At 63.4% G+C, this 20,243-nt stretch carries 14 protein-coding genes; 5 read left to right on the top strand and 9 right to left on the bottom strand.

What is annotated here, in order from left to right; genetic code table 11:
• Positions 1–153: 153 nt before the first annotated feature.
• Both ACODR8_RS05095 and ACODR8_RS05090 read right to left on the bottom strand, forming a co-directional pair.
• Positions 154–507: a GntR family transcriptional regulator gene (locus ACODR8_RS05095; protein ID WP_489006250.1), complete on the bottom strand. Its 354-nt coding sequence runs from the start codon at positions 505–507 to the stop codon at positions 154–156.
• A 72-nt stretch (positions 508–579) separates the two neighbouring features.
• Positions 580–1,158, bottom strand: coding sequence for a nitroreductase family protein (locus tag ACODR8_RS05090; protein ID WP_489006249.1), 579 nt, complete (start codon positions 1,156–1,158; stop codon positions 580–582).
• A gap of 292 nt (positions 1,159–1,450) precedes the next feature.
• On the opposite strand from ACODR8_RS05090, the gene ACODR8_RS05085 reads away from it, so the two are divergent.
• From ACODR8_RS05085 to ACODR8_RS05075, 3 genes are all read left to right on the top strand, one after another.
• On the top strand, positions 1,451–2,974 hold the full coding sequence (locus tag ACODR8_RS05085; RefSeq protein WP_489006248.1) for a peptide MFS transporter: 1,524 nt from the start codon (positions 1,451–1,453) through the stop codon (positions 2,972–2,974).
• Positions 2,975–2,982: 8 nt separating this feature from the next.
• On the top strand, positions 2,983–4,368 hold the full coding sequence (locus tag ACODR8_RS05080; protein WP_489006483.1) for an amidohydrolase: 1,386 nt from the start codon (positions 2,983–2,985) through the stop codon (positions 4,366–4,368).
• A 167-nt stretch (positions 4,369–4,535) separates the two neighbouring features.
• The gene (locus ACODR8_RS05075) at positions 4,536–5,816 is read left to right on the top strand and encodes an amidohydrolase family protein (protein ID WP_489006247.1); all 1,281 of its coding nucleotides are present in this window, start codon (positions 4,536–4,538) and stop codon (positions 5,814–5,816) included.
• A 376-nt stretch (positions 5,817–6,192) separates the two neighbouring features.
• Here the strand turns inward: ACODR8_RS05075 and ACODR8_RS05070 are convergent, their stop codons facing one another.
• Positions 6,193–7,416 (bottom strand): polyhydroxyalkanoate depolymerase, encoded by a 1,224-nt coding sequence (locus tag ACODR8_RS05070; RefSeq protein WP_489006246.1) that lies wholly within the window; start codon positions 7,414–7,416, stop codon positions 6,193–6,195.
• Between the two features lie 124 nt (positions 7,417–7,540).
• Between ACODR8_RS05070 and ACODR8_RS05065 the strand changes: the two genes are divergently transcribed.
• A complete protein-coding gene (locus ACODR8_RS05065; protein ID WP_294132306.1) occupies positions 7,541–8,197 on the top strand; it encodes a glutathione S-transferase in 657 nt (218 codons plus the stop codon).
• 41 nt (positions 8,198–8,238) lie between these two features.
• A complete protein-coding gene (locus tag ACODR8_RS05060) occupies positions 8,239–9,882 on the top strand; it encodes a M28 family metallopeptidase (RefSeq protein WP_489006245.1) in 1,644 nt (547 codons plus the stop codon).
• Positions 9,883–9,894: 12 nt separating this feature from the next.
• Here the strand turns inward: ACODR8_RS05060 and ACODR8_RS05055 are convergent, their stop codons facing one another.
• The 6 genes from ACODR8_RS05055 to ACODR8_RS05030 form a co-directional block, all read right to left on the bottom strand.
• The gene (locus tag ACODR8_RS05055; protein ID WP_489006244.1) at positions 9,895–11,253 is read right to left on the bottom strand and encodes a glycoside hydrolase family 27 protein; all 1,359 of its coding nucleotides are present in this window, start codon (positions 11,251–11,253) and stop codon (positions 9,895–9,897) included.
• Positions 11,254–11,294: 41 nt separating this feature from the next.
• Entirely contained in the window at positions 11,295–11,996 is a 702-nt protein-coding gene (locus ACODR8_RS05050) for a glutamine amidotransferase (RefSeq protein ID WP_489006243.1), read from the bottom strand.
• 70 nt (positions 11,997–12,066) lie between these two features.
• Positions 12,067–12,324: a CBU_0592 family membrane protein gene (locus ACODR8_RS05045; protein WP_119745396.1), complete on the bottom strand. Its 258-nt coding sequence runs from the start codon at positions 12,322–12,324 to the stop codon at positions 12,067–12,069.
• Positions 12,325–12,398: 74 nt separating this feature from the next.
• The gene (acnA, locus tag ACODR8_RS05040; protein WP_489006242.1) at positions 12,399–15,068 is read right to left on the bottom strand and encodes an aconitate hydratase AcnA; all 2,670 of its coding nucleotides are present in this window, start codon (positions 15,066–15,068) and stop codon (positions 12,399–12,401) included.
• A gap of 468 nt (positions 15,069–15,536) precedes the next feature.
• Positions 15,537–18,299, bottom strand: coding sequence for a bifunctional aconitate hydratase 2/2-methylisocitrate dehydratase (locus ACODR8_RS05035; RefSeq protein ID WP_489006241.1), 2,763 nt, complete (start codon positions 18,297–18,299; stop codon positions 15,537–15,539).
• Between the two features lie 165 nt (positions 18,300–18,464).
• On the bottom strand, positions 18,465–20,231 hold the full coding sequence (locus ACODR8_RS05030; protein WP_489006240.1) for a DUF885 domain-containing protein: 1,767 nt from the start codon (positions 20,229–20,231) through the stop codon (positions 18,465–18,467).
• Positions 20,232–20,243 lie beyond the last annotated feature (12 nt).

Below are 20,243 nucleotides of genomic sequence, written 5' to 3'. Positions count from 1 at the left end.
GACTCATCTCCCCTCCCCGGCGGGGAGGGGTCGGGGGAGGGGGAGCGAGGCGAAGCCGAGCGTCTACGCTGGCCGTAGCACACCCCCACCCAACCTCCCCCTCAAGGGGGAGGAGTCTTATGGGTCACAATCATTGCAGCTTAGTATAGGATATCAGGCCTTCTGCGCCTCCTGCGCGTCCAGTTCCTCGACCCGCAGTCCCAGCCGCCGGATCTGCGCCGCGACCGGGGGCCAGACGGTTTCCAGAAAATGCTCCCGTTCCGCCACGCGCAGGCGGCGGGTTGCGCTATCGGCGACGAACATGCCGACGCCGCGTTTCACCACGACCAGCCCGTCATCCTGAAAGCTCTGATAGGCCTTCGCCACGGTCAGCGGATTGGCGCCCTGTTGCGCGGCAAAGGCGCGCACCGATGGCAGCATGTCGCCATCGCTAAATTCACCATCCAAAATGGACGCAGCAATAATCTCACGCAGGCGGAGATAGACGGGTTTGGAATCGTCGGCCATGACTGCATCAGTGCCATAATACAGCGATGCGCGCAAGGCGGTTGCTTGCGCTGGATCGGGTCGGTTGCGTAACTATCTGTCCCAAACTGATATCACTGCGTCATAATCTGGCCGGGGTCGTTCCTCCTGCGGCTTGCCCGGCGTGCCGATAAAGACGAAGCCGGCGATGCTTTCGCCTTCCGCGCCAAAGGCCGCGCGCACATCCTGATTATAGGTCGGCCATCCCGTCAACCAGCCCCCGGCAAAGCCCAGCGCATGGGTGGCGTTCAGCAAATTCATGATCGCCGCGCCGACCGACAATATCTGTTCCCAGACCGGTATCTTGCTGCCTGCGACCGGTGCGGACAGGGCCACCACCAATGTCGGCGCCTGATGCGCAAACTGGTGCATCGCCTCAATCTCCAGCCGTCCGGCATCGGGCTTTTCCGCGCGATAGGCGGTTTCGAGCAACTCGGCAAAGGCCGCGCGCTTTTCCAGCGGCACGACCACGAAGCGCCACGGGGCCAGCTTGCCATGGTCGGGCGTGCGGATCGCCACCTCCAATATCTGGCGCAATTGCGCGTCATCAGGGCCGGGCGCGATCAGGTCGCGGGGTTTGCCCGAACGGCGGGTCTGGAGCAGGGCGAGCGGGGAAGAGCGATCATTGAACATCGCGTCCCAGATGGCGCGGCACCCGCTTTGACGCAAGGGTGAGAAACGCAGGTCACGCAATATCCGTTCGTGCTGAGTAGGGACTGAGCTTGTCGAAGGCTCATATCGAAGCATGGTGCGCAATCCTTCGATACGCCGCTTCGACAAGCTCAGCGGCTACTCAGAGCCTGCCCCCGCGAAGGCGGGGGACGAACGGTGTGGAATTTTGACAGATGCGATTTTGCCTCTAGTCTCGCGCCATCCTCTGGTCCCCGTTCGGCGGACCGGCACACATAAAAGACAAGGGTAGCTGATGGCGACCTCAATTTCTGGCGCGGCGGCAGCGGGCAAGACCTGGCTTGGCCATCCGCGCGGGCTGTTCCTGCTGTTTTTCGCAGAGATGTGGGAGCGCTTTTCCTATTATGGGATGCGCGCGATCCTGATCTTCTACCTCACCAAACATTTCCTGTTTGGCGAGGACAAGGCCTATCTGCTCTACGGAGCCTATACCTCGCTGGTCTATATCACTCCGGTCATCGGCGGCTATCTGGCCGACCGTTTCCTGGGGCCGCGCAAGGCGGTGCTGGCGGGCGGGCTGTTCATCGCTTTCGGCCATTTCCTGATCGCGGTGACGGAGGGACCGGGGGGGCAAGACCCGGTCTATCTCAACGGTTTCTATCTGGCGCTGGCCAGCATCATCGTTGGCACCGGGTTCCTCAAGGCCAATATCTCGGTGCTGGTGGGCGAGCTCTATCCGCGCGATGATGCGCGGCGCGATCCGGCTTTCTCCATCTTTTACATGGGCATCAATGCGGGCGGGGCGATCGGCCCGCTGGTCTGCGGCCTGCTGGGGGAAACGATGGGCTGGGGCTGGGGCTTTGGCGCGGCCGGGGTCGGCATGTTGCTGGGCCTTGTGATGTTCGTCTGGCTCACCCCCTGGCTGCTGGGCAAGGGCGAGCCGCCCGCGCCGCAACAATTGCGCGCGCCTGCGGTGGCGGGCGTCAGTCAGGAATGGACCATCTATCTGGGCGCGATACTGGGCGTCGTCGCGATCTGGTTCGTCATTCGCTATGCCGAATTGCTGGGCTATGCCTTGCTGGCCTTCGCGGCGTTGACGGTCATCTATATCGTCTGGCGCACGCTTGGCACGCTGGGGAAGGTCGACCGCGACCGCATGTTTGCCGCGCTTTTCCTGATCGCGCTCAACCCGCTGTTCTGGGGTCTGTTTGAACAGACCGGATCGTCGCTCAACATCTTCACCGACCGCAATGTCGATCGCAATGTGCTGGGCTGGGATATTCCCGCGTCCATGTTCCAGTCGGTCAATTCGATCTTCATCATCCTGCTGGCGCCTTTGTTCGCGCTACTGTGGACCTTCCTCGACAAGCGCCGCCTCGAACCATCCTCTCCCGCCAAATTCGGCATCGGCCTGATCCTGTGCGGAGCGGGTTTTCTGGTGCTGGTCGCGGGCGCGGCGATGGCGGGGGAGGATCTGACCCCGTTGCTGTTCGTCATCCTCATCTACCTGTTCCACACCATGGCGGAGCTGTGCTTCTCCCCCGTCGGCCTGTCGGCGATGACGCGGCTGTCGGTGCCTAACATGGTCGGGCTGGTGATGGGGACATGGTTCCTGGCCATGGCAGCGGGCAATTTCATCGCTGGCCTGATCGCCCGCGCGACCGGCAGCGGTGACGCGGATGGCGTCACTCAGGTGCTGGGCGTCTATACCCGCATCGGCTGGTTTTCGATGGGGGTGGGCGTGCTGGTGCTGCTCATTTCGCCCGTGATCAAGCGGCTGATGCATCTCGACACGATCGGCGCGGAGGATAAGCCATGAATCGGGGCATGAGGATGATGCTGATCGCGGCGCTGCTGGCCAGCGCCACAACGCCTGCCGGTGCGAAGAAGGAGAAGGACGCGCCCGCCCCGACGCAGGGCAGTTCGGCCGAACCGGACAATCCCTATCCCTCCACCTACAAAGCCTATCCCGGCGTCGCCACGGCCATTCGCGGCGCGACCATTTTCGACGGGGAGGGGGGCCGGATCGACAATGGCGTCATTTTCCTGTCCGATGGCAAGGTGACTGCGATCGGCGGCCCGGACACGCCTATCCCCGCCGACATCGCGGTGTTCGACGGCACGGGCAAATATGTGACGCCGGGCGTGATCGACATTCACAGCCATCTGGGCGACTATCCCAGCCCCAGCGTGGACGCGCTGTCCGACGGTAATGAAGCGACTGCGCCGGTCACCGCCCATGTGTGGGCCGAACATAGTATCTGGCCGCAGGACGCCGGGTTCGGGCGGGCGCTGGCCAATGGCGGGGTCACCAGCCTGCAAATCCTGCCCGGATCGGCCAATCTGTTTGGCGGGCGCAGCGTGACGCTGAAAAACGTCCCCGCCCGCACCATGCAGGGGATGAAATTCCCCGGTGCGCCTTATGGCCTGAAAATGGCGTGCGGCGAAAATCCCAAGCGCGTCTATGGCTCCAAGGGCCGCGAGCCGTCCACCCGCATGGGCAATATGGCGGTCAACCGCCAGACCTGGATCAAGGCGCGCGAATATCAGAAGAAACGCGCCGCCGGGAAAGACCAGACCCGCGACCTGGGGCTGGAGACGCTGGCCGATGTGCTGGAGGGCAAGATCCTCGTCCACAATCACTGCTATCGCGCCGACGAAATGGCCAATGTCATCGATATGGGCAAGGAGTTCGGCTACAAGGTCACCGCCTTCCACCACGCAGTCGAGGCATACAAGATCGCCGACCTGCTGCGCGACAATGGTGTCTGTTCGGCGCTGTGGGGCGACTGGTATGGCTTCAAGATGGAGGCCTATGACGGGATCAAGGAGAATATCCCGCTGGTCCACCGGGCGGGCGCCTGCACCATCGTCCATAGCGATGATGAAAATGGCATCCAGCGATTGAATCAGGAGGCGGCCAAGGCGCTGGGCGCTGGCCGCCGCATGGGGATCGCCATCGCGGACGAGGTGGCGTGGACCTGGCTCGCCATCAATCCCGCCCGCGCCATGGGTATCGCGGAGCAGACCGGCAGCCTGAAAGTCGGCAAGATGGCCGACGTGGTGTTGTGGAACGGCAATCCGTTCAGCACCTATACGCGGCCGGAGAAAGTGTGGATCGACGGGGCTTTGCTCTACGACAGCGCCAATCCCAAACTGCGCCCGGTCAGCGACTTTGAACTCGGCCAGATCGGCGCGGGAGATGTGAAATGAGCCGTCCCAACAACAATCCGTTCGCCCTGAGCGAAGTCGAAGGGCTGTGCCGAGCGCAGCGAGGCAGCTTCGCTTCGCTCAGCAGAAGGCTTCGACTTGCCGTAGGCAAGTTTATCCTGAGCGCCTGCCTTGGCAGGCAGACGAAGGGCTCAGCCCGAACGGTGTTGGTGGCATTGTTGTTTGTCCTCTCGACCCCCGCCCTTGCCCAGTCCCTCGCCATCACCGGCGCGACCCTCGCCATTGGTGACGGCTCCGAACCCATCCGCAACGGCACCGTCCTCATCAGCGCTGGCAAGGTGACCGCCGCTGGCGCAGGCATCGCCATTCCGCCCGGCACCAAGACCATCGACGCGGGCGGCAAATGGGTGACGCCCGGTCTGGTCTCCGGCTATTCCCGCGTCGGTCTGGTCGAAGTCCCTGCCGTCAATGAAACCAACGACGCCAGCGCCCGCTCACCCTTCTCCGCTGCGATCGACGTGGCGCCTGCGATCAACCCGCTCGCAAACCCGATCGCGATCAGCCGCACGGCGGGGATCACCCGTGCCGTCGTCGTCCCCTCGACCGGCACCGGCATTTTCGCCGGGCAAGGCGCTGTGGTGGACCTGGGCGCGGACATGAACGCGATCACGAAGGCGCGCGCCTTCCAATATGTCGAACTGGGCGAGGAAGGGGCCAAGGACGCTGGCGGCAGCCGCCCCGCCGCGATCCTGACCTTCAAGACCATGCTGCGCGAGGCGCAGTTATTTGCCAAAGCCCCCGCCAGCTATGACGGGCGGTCGAAGGATGCGCTGCTCAACCGTGTGGACGCCGAAGCGCTGGTGCCGGTCGTCACCGGCGCGATGCCGCTGATGGTCCATGTCGAAAGCGCGCGCGACATAGTGACCGTCCTGTCGCTGCGGCAGGATTTCCCTGCGCTCAAGATCATCATCGCCGGTGCCGCCGAAGGCTGGATGGTCGCACCGCAAATCGCCGCCGCCAAGGTGCCGGTCATCGCGGGTGGCCTGGACGATCTCCCCTCCAGCTTCGAAAAGCTCGCCGCGACCCAGAGCAATGTCGGGCGCATGGTGAAGGCGGGCGTCGCCGTCTCCATGGGGCTGATGGACCGGGACGAGGGGTTGCAACTGCGCCTCGCGACCCAACAGGCGGGCAATATGGTAGCCCTGAACAAGGTGCCGGGCGCCACGGGCCTTAGCTGGGGGCAGGCGCTCCGCACGATCAGCAGCGCGCCCGCCGAAGCCATGGGGCTTGGCGATCGCATCGGATCGCTCAAGGTCGGGCGGGCCGGGGATGTCGTACTGTGGGACGGCGACCCGCTGGAAATGACGTCCGCCCCGATCGCGGTGTGGATCGATGGCGTGCCGCAACCGATCGACAACCGCCAGACCAAGCTGCGCGACCGCTATGCGACGCCGGGCGAGGGCGCGCTGCCCAAGGCGTATGAGTGGTAGAGCCGCGTCATCACCCCCTTCTCCCCAAGGGGGAGAAGGATACGGAGCCTTACCGAACGCAGTGAGGTTAGGCGCAGTTGGATGAGGGGGAGGCAGCGCGCTGTCCTACACCCGCCCCGCCCGCTATAAGCGCGCCCGGCTCCTTCCCATCGTTCACACCCACCAGCCGACCGCGCGCGCCGCACACCCGACCGGCAAACCTCACCCAAATTCGCCACAAGCGATATGGGCGAAGTTTGCGAAGTTGCGCGCGCACCAGCCATGGTAGGATGCGTAATATCCTGTCCGCGCTGCGCACGAAAATATCATGATTGCCGGGAAATATGCGAAGCTAAGCCCCGCATCTCCTATCCGACGCTTGCCCGTGACCGGGGCGTCAGTTCATCGACAGGATCATGTTCCGCACCTGCGGATAGACCTGCTTTTCCCATTTGCTGCCGGAAAAGACGCCATAATGGCCGACGCCCGGCTGCAAATGATGGCGTTTGAGGTGCGGGCGAAGGCCCGTGCAGAGCGTGTGCGCCGCCGCGGTCTGGCCCACGGCGCAGACATCGTCCTTCTCGCCCTCGACCGTCAGCAGCGCGGTCTTGCGGATCGCGCCCGGATTGACCGGGCGGCCGCGGTGCATCAACTCGCCCTTGGCCAGCAGGGTGCGCTGGAACACTAGGTCGACGGTTTCGAGGTAGAATTCCTTGGTCATGTCCAGGACCGCGAAATATTCCTCGTAGAAGGTCTTGATCTTGTCCGCCTCGACCGTCTTGCCGTCGGCGAGCAACTGATAGAGTTCGCGATGCTGCGACCCGTGCCGTTCCATGTTCATCGCCATGAAGGCGGAGAGTTGCAGGAACCCCGGATAGACTTCGCGCCCGCGCCCGGCATAGCGGAACGGCACGGTGGAAATGAGATTCTTCTCGAACCAGTCGATCGGCTTGTCATTGGCGAGGTCATTGACCACGGTCGGCGCGACCCGCGTGTCGATCGGCCCGCCCATCAGCGTCATCGATTTGGGCGTTGCCGGGTCTTTATCCTCGGCCATGACCGCCACGGCTGCGAGCGCAGGGACGCAGGGCTGGCACACCGACAGCAGGTGCGCGCCGGGGCCCATCGTCTGGAAAAACTGGATGATATAATCGACATAATCCTCAAAGCCGAAGCGCCCCGCCTCCAGCGGCACGTCGCGGGCATTTTTCCAGTCGGTAATATAGACGTCATGGTCCTGGAGCAGGGTCACCACCGTGCTGCGCAGCAAGGTGGAGAAATGACCCGACATCGGCGCCACCACCAGCACGCGCGGCTGGGCGGTCTCTACCTCATCCTTCACGAAATGCAGCAGGTCGCCAAAGGGCAGGTCGGCGACAATCTCCTCGCGCACCGCGACATCGGCATTGCCGCTGCGCACCGATGTAATCGCATAGGCCGGACGCTTGTGCGTGACGCGCGCGCCCTGGAACACATCCATCAGCGCGAACATACGGCGCGGCATGGCCCAGTCGGCCATCGGCCCCATCTTGTCGCGCATCCCCAGCGCAATCTGCGCCCCGAAGCGTGCCGGCGCCAGCATATCGTTCCACGCCTGATAACCACTGTACAGCATTCGCATGACTATAAGCGCGCCTTGTTCAATCCGTCCATCCGAATCGGTTTACGTATGCAACGCTATACACGGATTATATGTTGCACCGCATCATCATAAATGTAGGTTAAGGCTGACCGGAGGGAATGTCATGGCTGTCGCACAACTCACTCTATCCAGTAAAAATTATTCGTCCTGGTCGCTGCGTGGTTGGTTGCTGTGTCGCATCGCGGGACTGAAGGTCGAAGAAAAGCTGATCGCGCTGGACGATGCGGAAAATCGCGCTGAGCTGTTGCTGCTCTCGCCCTCCGTGCTGGTGCCGCGGCTGACGCATGAAGGGGCGAGCGTGTGGGACACGCTGGCGATCGCCGAATATCTGCATGAGCTGTACCCGGACGCGGGCATGTATCCCGCTGACCGGATCGCCCGCGCCCATTGCCGGTCGGTGTCGGGGGAAATTCATTCGGGCTTTGCCAATCTTCGCTCCGCCCTGCCGATGAACCTGAAGGTCCGGCACGCCAAATTTCCGATCTTTTCGGGTGCCAAGCCCGACATCGAACGGATCGAAACGATCTGGGCCGAATGTCTGGACAGCTATGGCGGGCCGTGGCTGTTCGGCGAAAAGCCGACCGTCGCCGACGCCATGTTCGCGCCGGTGGCCGAACGCTTCCTGACCTATGCCGTGCCGGTGTCGGCGACGGCGGCGGCCTATTGCCGGACGATCAACAGCTGGGACATCATGCGCGAATGGATCGACGAGGCGCGGGTCGAGCCGGACGAGGTGGAAGAACTCGACATCGAATTCTGACGACCCTTTCCCTGATGCCGGGCAGGGGCTAAGCCCTTGCCATGACCCGTGCTTTCCTGGCCCTGAGCCTCCTCGCTTTTCCTGCTCACGCCCAGACGGTCGCGCCGCAGCAGCTCGAACAATCGGTCCGTATATTGGCGTCCGACCTGTTCGAGGGACGCGCGCCCGGCACTGTCGGGGAGGAGCGGACGATCGGCTATCTGGTCGGCCGGTTCCAGGCGCTGGGGCTGGAGCCGGGCGGGCCGGATGGGCAATGGGTGCAGAGCGTGCCGTTGCTCCACACCAGGCTGGGCAAGGCCGAGACGCTGGGCCTGAAGCAGGGTGATGCCGCGACGCCGTGGACCGCGGGGAAGGACGTCTATCTCTCCACCCTCCAGCCCAAGGACAAGGTCTCAATCAGCGCCGCGCCTTTGGTGTTTGTCGGCTATGGCGTCTCCGCCCCCGAACGCGGATGGGATGATTTCAAGGGCGTGGACCTGAAGGGCAAGATCGCGGTCTTTCTGATCAACGACCCGGATTTCGAGGCCGCCAAGGGCGACGATGCGATCGGCAAATTCGGCGACCGGACGATGACCTATTATGGCCGCTGGACCTACAAGTTCGAAGAAGCTGCCCGGCGCGGGGCGATCGGGGCGCTGATAGTCCATGATACGGCAGGCGCTGGCTATGGCTGGAATGTGGTGATCAGTCCGGGCGGCGAAAATTACGATCTGGTCCGTGCGCCGGGCAAGCTGACCAGCCTCCAGTTGCAGGGCTGGATCGAAGGGAGTGCGGCGGCAAAGCTGTTTTCGGGCGCGGGTCTGGATTTGGCGGTGCTGCGCAAGCAGGCGCGGTCGAAGCGCTTTCGTGCCGTTGAGTTGAAGGGGACCAGCTTCTCAGCTGCCTTCCCGGTGACGCAGGACATCGTCAAGAGCGCCAACGTCCTCGCCCGCATCCCCGGCACCAAGCGGCCCGATGAGACGGTGATGTATGGCGCGCATTGGGACGCCTATGGCAAGGGTGCGCCAGACGCGCAGGGGCGTGTCTATCGCGCCGGGGCCAATGACGACGCGCTGGGCATCGCCGGGTTGTTCGAGATTGCCCGCGCCTTCAAGGCTGGCCCTGCGCCCGACCGGAGCGTCCTGTTCGCCGCCTGGACCGCCGAGGAGCGGGGATTGCTGGGGTCCGAACATTATGCGCTGAACCCGGTCTGGCCGCTCGACAAGACCGTCGCCAACCTGACCCTCGACATTCTCCAGACCGCTGGCAAGGCGAAGGACGTCATCCTGGTCGGCAAGGGGCAGGGGACGCTGGAGGATGATCTGGGCAAGGCTGCCGCCTCGCAGGGCCGGGTCGTGACGCCCGAAAGCCTGCCTGAGCGCGGGCTGTTCTATCGCGCCGATCATTTCTCCATGGCCAAGCGCGGCGTGCCGGTGCTGCTGCTGATGGGGATTGCAGGCGCGTCCGATCTGGTCGAGGGCGGGCGCGTCGCCGGACAGGCCTGGGTCGATGCCTATACCGGCCAATGCTATCATCAGGCCTGTGACGCGGTCGACGCGACATGGAAGCTGGACGGCGCGGCGCAGGATGTGGAGCTGATGTTCGACATCGGCCGCGACCTCGCGAAATCGACCCGCTGGCCGCAGTGGAAGCCGGGGTCGGAGTTCAAGGCGGTGCGGGACGCAAGCGCGGCGGCGCGGCGCTAAACCCGTGTTGGTTCAACGCAGCCGGTAGAGGGCGGCGCCGTGCGGCGGCAGCATCGCCGAGATGCGCTCCGCCTGCCGTGCCAGCGCCTTGCCCTCCCACAGGTCATGCACGGCGACCGGCCCGCTGATCTCCAGGTCGCTCAACTTGATGCCGACCTCGCGCGACTTGTCGCCGGTGTTGAACAAAGCGACAAAGCGATCGGTGCCGCCGTCCGCCCATGCCGACCAGATACGCACGCCATCTTCGACGAAATGCGGACAGTTGCCATGGCTGGCCTGATTGACCGCCAGCACGTCGCGATTGGTCAGCAGCGCCAATGTCGCGCTATCCAGATGGCGCAGATCGCCGCCCATGATCAGCGGCGAACGGGCGATCGCCCAGAGCGTCATCAGCGTGCGCTGCTCGTCCGGGGTGAAGCGCGTGTCCCGTTCACCCAGCGCCAGCCGACCCAGCGGCAGCATGTCGGCATCGGGCCAACTGTCCGGGCCGCGGTAGGGGGTCCAATTTTCCAGCCGGGTAAATTGCGCCTCCAGCATCGCCCAATCGTCCCAGAAGTCATCGGAGATACGCCACATTTGTGCGAAGCGGCGGACATGATCGCCCCGGATCACCGGGGTTTCGCCCGGTGAGAGGCTGAGGATGATCGGTCGTCCGCTGGCCAGGATCGCCTTGTGCGCGGCCTCGATCTCCGCTGCATGGGCGTCATAGGGGCGGCTCATATCGTCCATCTTGACGAAATCGACGCCCCAATCGGCATAGAGGCGGAAGATGCTGTCATAATAGGCCTGTGCGCCGGGGCGGGCCATGTCGACGCCATACATGTCCGGGTTCCATGAGCAGAGGCTGGCTTGGTCTGCGATATCGGCCGCGCGGTAGGACGTTCCCAGGATCGGCAGATTTTGCTCGACCGCCGCGCGCGGGATGCCGCGCATGACATGGATGCCGAATCGCAGGCCCAGATCATGCACCGCCTTTGCCAGCGGCGCAAAGCCGCGCCCATTGGCACTGGACGGAAAGCGATTGGGCGCGGGTATCATGCGTCCATAGGCGTCCATCGCGGGTTTGGGTTTGGCATTATAGGTGTAGCTGGAGGCTTCGGGTTCATACCATTGGATATCGACGGTGAAGATATCATAGCCAAAGGGGAGCAACTTATCGGCCATGATCCCGGCAGTTTCGCGTGCCTGCGCTTCGGTGATGGTGGTGGCAAAGCTGTTCCAGCTGTTCCAGCCCATGGGCGGGCGCGGGGCGAGCGATCGATCGCGTCGCTGTGGCGCGGCGTTGACCCGTGCGGATGTGGCCCCGGCTACTCCTGCGATCCCCACGGTCAGCAGGGTGCGGCGACTGGCGTTCCAATGGAGAGTTTTCATTTGTCGGAGTTAATGCGAAATCGGGGACAAGATCAAGCGCGCTATGCTTTGACCCCTGCCAGCCATTCGCTGATCATCGCGCGGCCCGCCGCCACCGCGCCGGGGCCGTGATCGTCATGGTCCTGCCGCAGGGCGATGCCGCACTGGCCCGCGACGTCCAGATCGGCCCAGAAATGTGTCAGCCATTCGTCGAAGCGGGCATCCTCGCCCATTTCGGCGTGGAATTGCAGCGCCAGCAGATTGGGGCCGCGGCGGAAGGCCTGATGCGCGTAGAGGTCGGTCGAGGCGAGCAGGTCGACGCCATCGGGCAGGTCGAACGTGTCGCTGTGCCAGTGCAGCACCGGCACGCCATCCATATGGCGGAGCGGCGATTGCGCGCCGGTCTCGTTCACGGTCACGGGCGCAAAGCCCAGCTCCATTCGGCCGCCCGGATAGACTGGCGCGCCCAAGGCCGCGGCGATCATCTGGCTACCCAGGCATACGCCCAGCGTCGGCCGGTCGCGGTCCAGCCGGGCGGCGAGCTTGTCGATCTGCATCGGAATCCAGGGGTGGACGTCGGCTTCATAAACGCCCATCGGCCCGCCCATCATGATCAGCAAGTCCGGTTCGCACAGATCGACGCCTGCAAAATCCGGGCTGGCCACATCGACCCGGTCGATATGATAGCCCGCCGCTTCGATCGGCTGGAGATATCCCGCGGCCCCTTCGCGGGGAACATGGCGGACGATGAGCGCTCTTTTCATTGTGCGGCGATGCTAGCCAAGGTGAAGAACGCCCGCCAGCCCAGCCTTTCTTGGGGGCGGGAAAACGGACCTATTCGCGCACGCCCCGATCCCGCCGGGCGATCCGCCACAGCGCGACGAAGCCGATGCCGCTCCAGATGATGTTGAGGACCATCGACGGAATCGCGCCGTGCCACCAGGTGTTGAGGACGAAGAAGGCCGCGCCCAGCGCATTGAGCCATTGGAACGCCGCCGATTCGCCGGTCAGACGCCCGCTCGATACGCCAAGATAGGCGCCCAGCACGAGCAGCGCGCCGGTCCAGCCGACGATTTCAACCAAGATGTTCATCGCTGCCCCTGACAGGAAAAAGGGCGCTGCCCGGTGGGAAGCGCCCTTCTGCCTTAGCTCAGCCTGTGATGCGATCAAGCGGCCAGCTTGCGCAGCACATATTGGAGGATGCCGCCGTTCAGGAAATATTCCAGCTCGTTGATCGTATCGATCCGGCAGAGCGCGGTGAAGGTGAAGGTCGATCCGTCGGCGCGGGTGACCAGCACGTCCACATCCTGACGAGGCTTCAGGTCCGCGACACCGGTGATGGTGAAGCTTTCGTCGCCGTTCAGGCCCAGCGTGTCGCGCGTGTCGCCATTTTTGAACTGGAGCGGCAGCACGCCCATGCCGACCAGGTTGGAGCGGTGGATACGCTCGAAACTTTCGACGATGACCGAACGGACGCCGAGCAGGTTGGTGCCTTTCGCCGCCCAGTCGCGTGACGATCCGGTGCCATATTCCTTGCCGCCGATGACGACCAGCGGGGTGCCATCGGCCTTATGCTTCATCGCCGCGTCATAGATGGGCAGGGTTTCGCCCTTGTAGCTGGTCATGCCGCCTTCGACGCCGTCCAGCATCAGATTCTTGATGCGGATATTGGCGAAGGTGCCGCGCATCATGACTTCATGATGGCCGCGCCGCGCGCCATAGCTGTTATAATCGGCCTGGGCGACCTGATGTTCGGACAGCCACTTGCCGGCGGGGCTGGACGCCTTGATCGAGCCTGCGGGCGAGATGTGGTCGGTGGTGATCGAATCGCCGAAGATCGCCAGGGGTTTAGCTTCGATGATGTCGGTGACCGGTGCCGGGGTCATGCTCAATCCCTCGAAATAGGGCGGGTTGGCGACATAGGTGGAGCCTGCGCGCCAGCTATAAGTGTCGCTGCCGGTGACGTCGATCGCCTGCCAATGGGCGTCGCCCTTATAGACATTGGCGTAGCGCGCCTGGAACATGGCGCGGTCCATGCAGCCCGCCATGGTCGATGCGACCTCGTCATTGGTGGGCCAAATGTCTTTCAGATAAACGTCGTTGCCCGCGCTGCTGACGCCGATGGGGGTGGTGATGAAATCCTCGATCACCGTGCCTTTGAGCGCATAGGCGACGACGAGCGGGGGCGAGGCCAGGAAGTTGGCGCGCACGTCAGGCGAGACGCGGCCTTCAAAGTTGCGGTTGCCGGAAATGACGGCAGCGGCGACCAGGCCATTGTCGTTGATCGCGGCGCTGATCGGAGGGGCCAGCGGGCCGCTATTGCCGATGCAGGTGGTGCAGCCATAGCCGACCAGGTTGAAGCCGATCGCGTCGAGATGCGACTGGAGACCGGCCTTTTCCAGATAGTCGGTGACGACCTGGCTGCCTGGCGCGAGCGAGGTCTTGACCCAGGGCTTGGGCTTGAGGCCCAGTTCGTTCGCCTTCTTGGCGACAAGGCCCGCAGCGACCATGACTCCGGGGTTGGAGGTGTTGGTGCAGCTGGTGATCGCGGCGATGGTGACGTCGCCGTCGCCAATGTCGAAATCCTTGCCCTCCACCGGCACGCGCTGCTGCGCCTTCTTGTAGGTGTTGACGAGGTCGGCGTTGAATACGTCATCGACTTGCGGCAGCGATACGCGGTCCTGCGGGCGTTTGGGACCGGCCAGGCTGGGGACGACTGTGGCCAAGTCCAGTTCCAGCGTGTCGGTGAATACCAGATCGGCTGACGGGTCGATCCAGAAGCCCTGCTCCTTGGCATAGGCTTCGACCAGCGCGATGTTATCATCGCTGCGGCCGGTCAGGCGCATATAGTCGAGCGTTTTGTCGTCAATGCCGAAGAAGCCGCAGGTCGCGCCATATTCCGGGGCCATATTGGCGAGCGTCGCGCGGTCGGCGAGCGACAGGCTGGCGAGACCGGGGCCGAAATATTCGACGAAGCGACCGACAACGCCGCGCGCACGCAGCATCTGGGTGGCGGTGAGGACGAGGTCGGTGGCGGTCACGCCTTCCTGCAACTCGCCGGTGAATTTGAAGCCGACGACTTCGGGGATGAGCATGGAAACGGGCTGGCCGAGCATCGCGGCTTCCGCTTCGATGCCGCCCACGCCCCAGCCAAGGACGCCGAGGCCATTGATCATCGTGGTGTGGCTGTCGGTGCCGACGCAGGTGTCGGGATAGGCGACCAGCTTGCCGTCGGCATCGACCGAGGACCAGACGGCCTGCGCGATATTTTCCAGATTGACCTGATGGCAGATGCCGGTGCCGGGGGGAACGGCGTAGAAATTGGCGAGAGACTTGCTGCCCCATTTGAGGAAGTCGTAGCGCTCCATATTGCGCTGATATTCGATTTCCACATTCTGCTCGAACGCCTTGGGCGTGCCGAATTCATCGACCATGACGCTATGGTCGATGACGAGATGGACGGGGACTTGCGGGTTGATCTTGCCGGCGTCGGCACCCAGCGCGTTCATCGCGTCGCGCATCGCGGCGAGATCGACGACGCAGGGGACGCCGGTGAAATCCTGGAGCAGCACGCGGGCCGGGCGATACTGGATCTCGCGCTCGGCCTTGCCCCTGTCCTTCTGCCATTCGATGATCGCCTTGATGTCCTCCACCGTGACGGTGACGCCATCTTCAAAGCGGAGCAGGTTTTCCAGCAGCACCTTCATCGAGAAGGGCAGGCGGGAGACGTCGCCCAGCTTCGCCGCGGCTTTCTTGAGCGAGTAAAAGGCGATGTCCTTGCCCTCGACATGCAATATGTCGCGCGTGCCAAGTGTGTCCTGTCCGATGGCGGTCATGAAAGTGCGTCTCCTCGCGGTCGCTTCGCCCCGGTCGAGCGGGTAACGCATGGACCATGGGTCGAAGCAGCTATGTCCCGATGTAGCAGGGAGATAGGCATTGCGGGCGGCAAATCAATTGGCCGGTCGGCCAAGGGGCATGTTTGCGCGGCAGGTGAGATCGGGCGTCGCCCGTCGCCAGAGGATTGCCGAGTGCCGCATCATTGGCGTGCTCAACAAAGCCGATCCTCCCCCTTGTGGGTAGGGCTATCGCATATGAGCCGGACATCATTTTACTTCGTCATGCTGAATTTATTTCAGCATCCATTTCTCGTCACGAACAGCCGCTTGAGCTGGAGAAATGGACCCTGAAACAAGTTCAGGGTGACGGTGAAGGAGGGGGCGGTTCGCCTGTCTTTAAGGGGAGGTGTCAGCACTTCGTGCCGACACCTCCCCTTGCAGGGGAGGATTGTCTGCCAGACCCCCGGATCAGTGGGCGACGGGCGGCGCGAACTTGGTCAGGTCGATGCCGACGACGGCGCTCTTATATTCATCCATGCTGGGCGTGCGGCCAAGGATGGTCGACAGAACGACGACCGGAGTCGAGGCCAGCAGCGATTCACCCTTCTTCTCGTCCGTATCTTCCACGACGCGGCCCTGGAACAGGCGGGTGGAGGTGGCCATGACGGTGTCGCCCTTGGCGGCCTTTTCCTGATTGCCCATGCACAGGTTGCAGCCGGGACGTTCGAGATACAGCATATTCTCATAGCTGGTGCGGGCCGCGCTCTTGGGTGCGACATCGTCAAATTCGAAGCCGGCATATTTTTTCAGCACGTCCCAGTCGCCTTCGGCCTTCAACTCGTCGACGATGTTGTAGGTCGGCGGGGCGACGACCAGCGGTGCCTTGAACTCGACCTTGCCTTCGCTGGCTTCGATATTCTTGAGCATCTGGGCCAGGATTTTCATGTCGCCCTTATGCACCATGCACGAACCAATGAAGCCCAGATCGACCTTCTTGGTGCCGCCATAATAGGAAACGGGGCGGATGGTGTCGTGGGTGTAGCGCTTGGAGACGTCCGCATTGTTGACGTCCGGGTCGGCGATCATCGGTTCGTTGATCAGGTCGAGATCGACCACGACCTCGGCGAAATATTTGGCGTTGGGGTCGGGGGCCAGTGCGGGCTTCACGCCCGAACGGATTTCCGCGATGCGCGCGTCGGCCTTGTTGATCAGGCCCTGCAGCGTGCCAGCGGCATTTTCCATGCCCTTGTCGATCATGATCTGGATACGCGACTTGGCGATTTCCAGCGACTCGATCAGCGTGTCGTCCTGCGAGATGCAGATCGACGCCTTGGCCTTCATTTCGGCCGTCCAGTCGGTGAAGGTGAAGGCCTGATCGGCGAGCAGCGTGCCGATATGGACTTCGATGATGCGGCCCTGGAACACATTTTCGCCAAACTGGGCGAGCATCTGCGCCTGGGTCGCGTGGACCACGTCGCGGAAGTCCATATAGGGCAGCATCTGGCCCTTGAAGGTGACCTTGACCGACTGCGGGATCGGCATGGTCGCTTCGCCCGTCGCCAGCGCCAGCGCAACCGTGCCGGAGTCCGCGCCGAAGGCCACGCCCTTCGACATGCGGGTATGGCTGTCGCCGCCGATGATGATCGCCCAATCGTCCACGGTGATGTCGTTCAGCACCTTGTGGATCACGTCCGTCATCGCATGATAGCGGCCCTTGGGGTCGCGCGCGGTGATGAGGCCAAAATTGTTCATGAAGGACATGAGCTTGGGGATATTGGCCTGCGCCTTCTTGTCCCAGACCGACGCGGTGTGGCAGCCCGACTGATAGGCGCCGTCGACCAGCGGCGAAATGACGGTCGCCGCCATCGCTTCAAGTTCCTGCGCGGTCATCAGGCCGGTCGTGTCCTGCGACCCGACGATGTTCACCGTGACGCGGACGTCCGACCCGGCGTGCAGCACCTTGCCCGGCGCGACGCCGACGGCATTGCGGTTGAAGATCTTTTCAACCGCCGTGAGGCCCTGACCCTCGACCGAAATTTCCTTGTTCGGCGCGAATACTAGCGGCGCTTCGACGCCCAGCGTTTCGGCGGCGAAGGTCTGGAGCTTTTTGCCGAACACGATGGCGTAGCTGCTGCCCGCCTTCATGAATTCCATCTTCTGCGGGGTGAAGGCGGATGCGACATCGACCAGTTCATTGCCCGCTTCGTCGGTCAATTTCTTGTTCTTGACGTCGATCTTGAGGACCGTGCCGGTCGCGACGGAGAATGTTTCCTCCAGCACCGGATTGCCGTCATTGTTGAGGATGGCCTTGCCATCCGGGCCGGTCATCTTGACCCAGTTTTTGAGGTTGATGCCGATGCCGCCGGTCACGTCCACGGTGGTGGCGAAGATGGGCGAGATGCCGTTGGTGCCGCCGACGACGGGGGCATAGTTGACGAACGGCACATAGGGGCTGGACTGTTTGCCGGTCCACAGCGCCACATTGTTGACGCCCGACATGCGCGAGGAGCCGACGCCCATCGTGCCTTTTTCCGCGATCAGCATCACGCGCTTGTCGGGATGCTGGGCTTTGAGCGCCACAATCTCCTGCTGCGCCTGCGGCGTCATCATGCACAGGCCGTGCAGTTCGCGGTCGGAGCGGGAGTGGGCCTGATTGCCCGGCGAGAGCAGGTCGGTCGAGATATCGCCTTCGCCAGCGATGTAGGTGACGACCTTGATCTCATCCTCGACATCGGGGAGCTTGGTGAAGAATTCGGCCTGGGCGTAGCTTTCCAGCACGTCCTTCGCGACCGCGTTGCCCGCCAGATAGGCGTCGCGCAGGCGGAACATGTCGGCGTCATAGAGGAAGAATTGGGTCTTGAGGACGTCGCCCGCCTGAACCGCGATTGCGGCGTCATCGCCCAGCGCGATATCGAGCAGCACGCCGATCGAGGGGCCGCCCTTCATATGGCTTAGCAGTTCGAGCGCGAAGGCCGGGCTGATTTCCGGGACGGTCACTTCGCCCAGGATGATCTGCTTGAGGAACGCGGCCTTTGCAGCGGCTGCGCTCGTGGTGCCGGGCAGCGTGTTGTAAATGAAGAATTTGAGCGCGTCGGCGCGATGTTCGCTGGCCGCATCCTGGATGAGGGCGATGATTTCGCTGAGCAGGACACCGTCGTCGATCGGCTTGGGCGCAAGTCCCTGAGTCTTTCGGCTGTCGATTTCGGCCAGATAATCCAGGTAAATGCTCATCTTTTCCCCAACGTCATAAAGTGTACGGACTCGACGCGCAGCGCCACTTGCCGATCTTTATGCCCGGTCTGGGGAGCTGTCGGCCTCCCGGTAGGCGAACCGACACGGATTGGCAAGCCGCCGCAGCGCAGCAAAAATGGCTTGGGGCCATTGGGAGGGAACGGGTCAGCGCGCTTTCTGCGCCGCGATCCAGGCGTCGATCTGGCTGTCCAGCACCGTCAGCGGCACCGCGCCCTGCGCCAGCACCGCGTCGTGGAAGGCGCGCAGGTCGAATTTCGGACCCAGCGCGGCCTCTGCCTTTGCCCGCAATTCGCGGATTTTGATCTCACCCAGCTTGTAGCCCAGCGCCTGTCCCGGCCAACTGATATAGCGGTTGACCTCCGCATCGATATTGGCGTCCGACAGCGCGCTGTTCTCCTTCATGAAGGCGACGGCGCGGGCCTTGTCCCAGCCCTTGGCATGGATGCCGGTGTCGACGACCAGACGGCAGGCGCGCCACATTTCATAGGACAGGCGGCCCATCATCTTTTCGGGCGTGTCGTAGAGGCCCATCTCCTCACCCAGATATTCGGTGTAGAGCGCCCAGCCTTCGACATAGGCGGTGAAGCCCGCGAGATATTTGCGGAAAGGGGGCAGCGGCAATTCCTGTTGCAGCGCGATCTGGTTGTGATGGCCCGGCACCGCTTCATGGGCGGTCAGCGCGGGCAGTTCCCAAAAGGGGCGCTGGTCGAGTTTCGAGGTGTTCACGTAGTACGTCCCCGCAATGCCGCTTTCGGGGGAGCCGGGCATATAATAGGCCGTCGTCGTCCCTTCGGCTTCGGCTGCGGGGATGGGTTTGAGACCATAGGGCAGGCGCGGCAGGGTGCCGAAATAGCGGGGCAGCAGGCCGTCGATCGCCTTGGCCTGACGCGCGGCGACTTGCAGCAGTTCCTCCGGCGTTTTGGCATAATAGCGCGGATCGGTGCGCAAATGGGTGATGAAGGCGGTGCGGCTGGGATAGCCTGCCTTGGCCGACACTTCATCCATGCGGGCGCGGATACGGGCGACTTCGGACAGGCCGATGGCGTGGATCTGGTCGGGCGTCAGGTCGGTGGTGGTGTGGGCGCGGACCCGGCTGGCATACCAGGCTGCGCCGCCCGGCAGGGTGGAGGCGCTGTCGCTCTTGCGGCAGGCGGGCAGATAGTCCTTCACGAACAGGTCGTGCCATTTGCCATATTCGGGTGCGATCACATCGCGGATCAGGGTGGCGGCGCGGGCCTGCATCGCGGCCCAGTCCGTATCGCTGATGTCGCGGGGTTTGGCGCGGGTGAAGGGTTCGTAGAAGCGTGTGTCCTGTGGCTTGCCCGCGACGATGCCGCTGATCGTGGCGGCATATTTGCCCAGCACCGAGCAGGGCTGGACATAGCCGCCCCTGATCGCCTGCCGCGTGATGGCGAGGGCATCGCTATTTTGCCGGGGGTAGAGCGAGAGGCGCGTCAGATAGCTGTCATAGTCGGCGCGGTTGTAGAAGGGCAGGCCGTCGCCCATGCTGGCAAAGCCCTGATGCCAGCCATAATAGGTGGTGAACAGCATCAGCCGTTCGGCGGGATGCGCTTCGCCTGCAATGTCGTCGCGCAGCATCCAGAGCAGGACCGCGCGGTTGACGCGATCGGTGGCATCGAGGCCGCTATCGGCGATCGCATCGAGCCGGGCAACGAAGGCCTGCTCCGCCTTGATCTGCGCGGTGCGGCCTGCCAGCGAAATGTCGTAGATGCGGTCGTCATAGGTGCGGACGCCGCGCGCGGTGGCATCGACGGGGTGGACCGAAAGCCACCAGGCCCAATGATCGTCCAGGACTTTGGTCAGGGCGTCATGGGGCGTTTGGGCCTGCGCCAGAGCGGGTGTGGCGGTGGCGATGAGGGGGGCGAGGAGGAGAGCTATGATCTTGCGCATGGGCCAAGGGAT

The organism is Sphingobium sp. FG58, assembly GCF_057809055.1.
This window is presented reverse-complemented; position numbering and strand designations above follow the sequence as displayed.

What these genes read in the sequence shown, in the direction of transcription:
- ACODR8_RS05095 (WP_489006250.1), bottom strand. Translation starts at nt 507, where the DNA reads ATGGCCGACGATTCCAAACCCGTCTATCTCCGCCTGCGTGAGATTATT.
- ACODR8_RS05090 (WP_489006249.1), bottom strand. Translation starts at nt 1,158, where the DNA reads ATGTTCAATGATCGCTCTTCCCCGCTCGCCCTGCTCCAGACCCGCCGT.
- ACODR8_RS05085 (WP_489006248.1), top strand. Translation starts at nt 1,451, where the DNA reads ATGGCGACCTCAATTTCTGGCGCGGCGGCAGCGGGCAAGACCTGGCTT.
- ACODR8_RS05080 (WP_489006483.1), top strand. Translation starts at nt 2,983, where the DNA reads ATGAGGATGATGCTGATCGCGGCGCTGCTGGCCAGCGCCACAACGCCT.
- ACODR8_RS05070 (WP_489006246.1), bottom strand. Translation starts at nt 7,416, where the DNA reads ATGCGAATGCTGTACAGTGGTTATCAGGCGTGGAACGATATGCTGGCG.
- ACODR8_RS05065 (WP_294132306.1), top strand. Translation starts at nt 7,541, where the DNA reads ATGGCTGTCGCACAACTCACTCTATCCAGTAAAAATTATTCGTCCTGG.
- ACODR8_RS05060 (WP_489006245.1), top strand. Translation starts at nt 8,239, where the DNA reads ATGACCCGTGCTTTCCTGGCCCTGAGCCTCCTCGCTTTTCCTGCTCAC.
- ACODR8_RS05055 (WP_489006244.1), bottom strand. Translation starts at nt 11,253, where the DNA reads ATGAAAACTCTCCATTGGAACGCCAGTCGCCGCACCCTGCTGACCGTG.
- ACODR8_RS05050 (WP_489006243.1), bottom strand. Translation starts at nt 11,996, where the DNA reads ATGAAAAGAGCGCTCATCGTCCGCCATGTTCCCCGCGAAGGGGCCGCG.
- ACODR8_RS05045 (WP_119745396.1), bottom strand. Translation starts at nt 12,324, where the DNA reads ATGAACATCTTGGTTGAAATCGTCGGCTGGACCGGCGCGCTGCTCGTG.
- acnA (WP_489006242.1), bottom strand. Translation starts at nt 15,068, where the DNA reads ATGACCGCCATCGGACAGGACACACTTGGCACGCGCGACATATTGCAT.
- ACODR8_RS05035 (WP_489006241.1), bottom strand. Translation starts at nt 18,299, where the DNA reads ATGAGCATTTACCTGGATTATCTGGCCGAAATCGACAGCCGAAAGACT.
- ACODR8_RS05030 (WP_489006240.1), bottom strand. Translation starts at nt 20,231, where the DNA reads ATGCGCAAGATCATAGCTCTCCTCCTCGCCCCCCTCATCGCCACCGCC.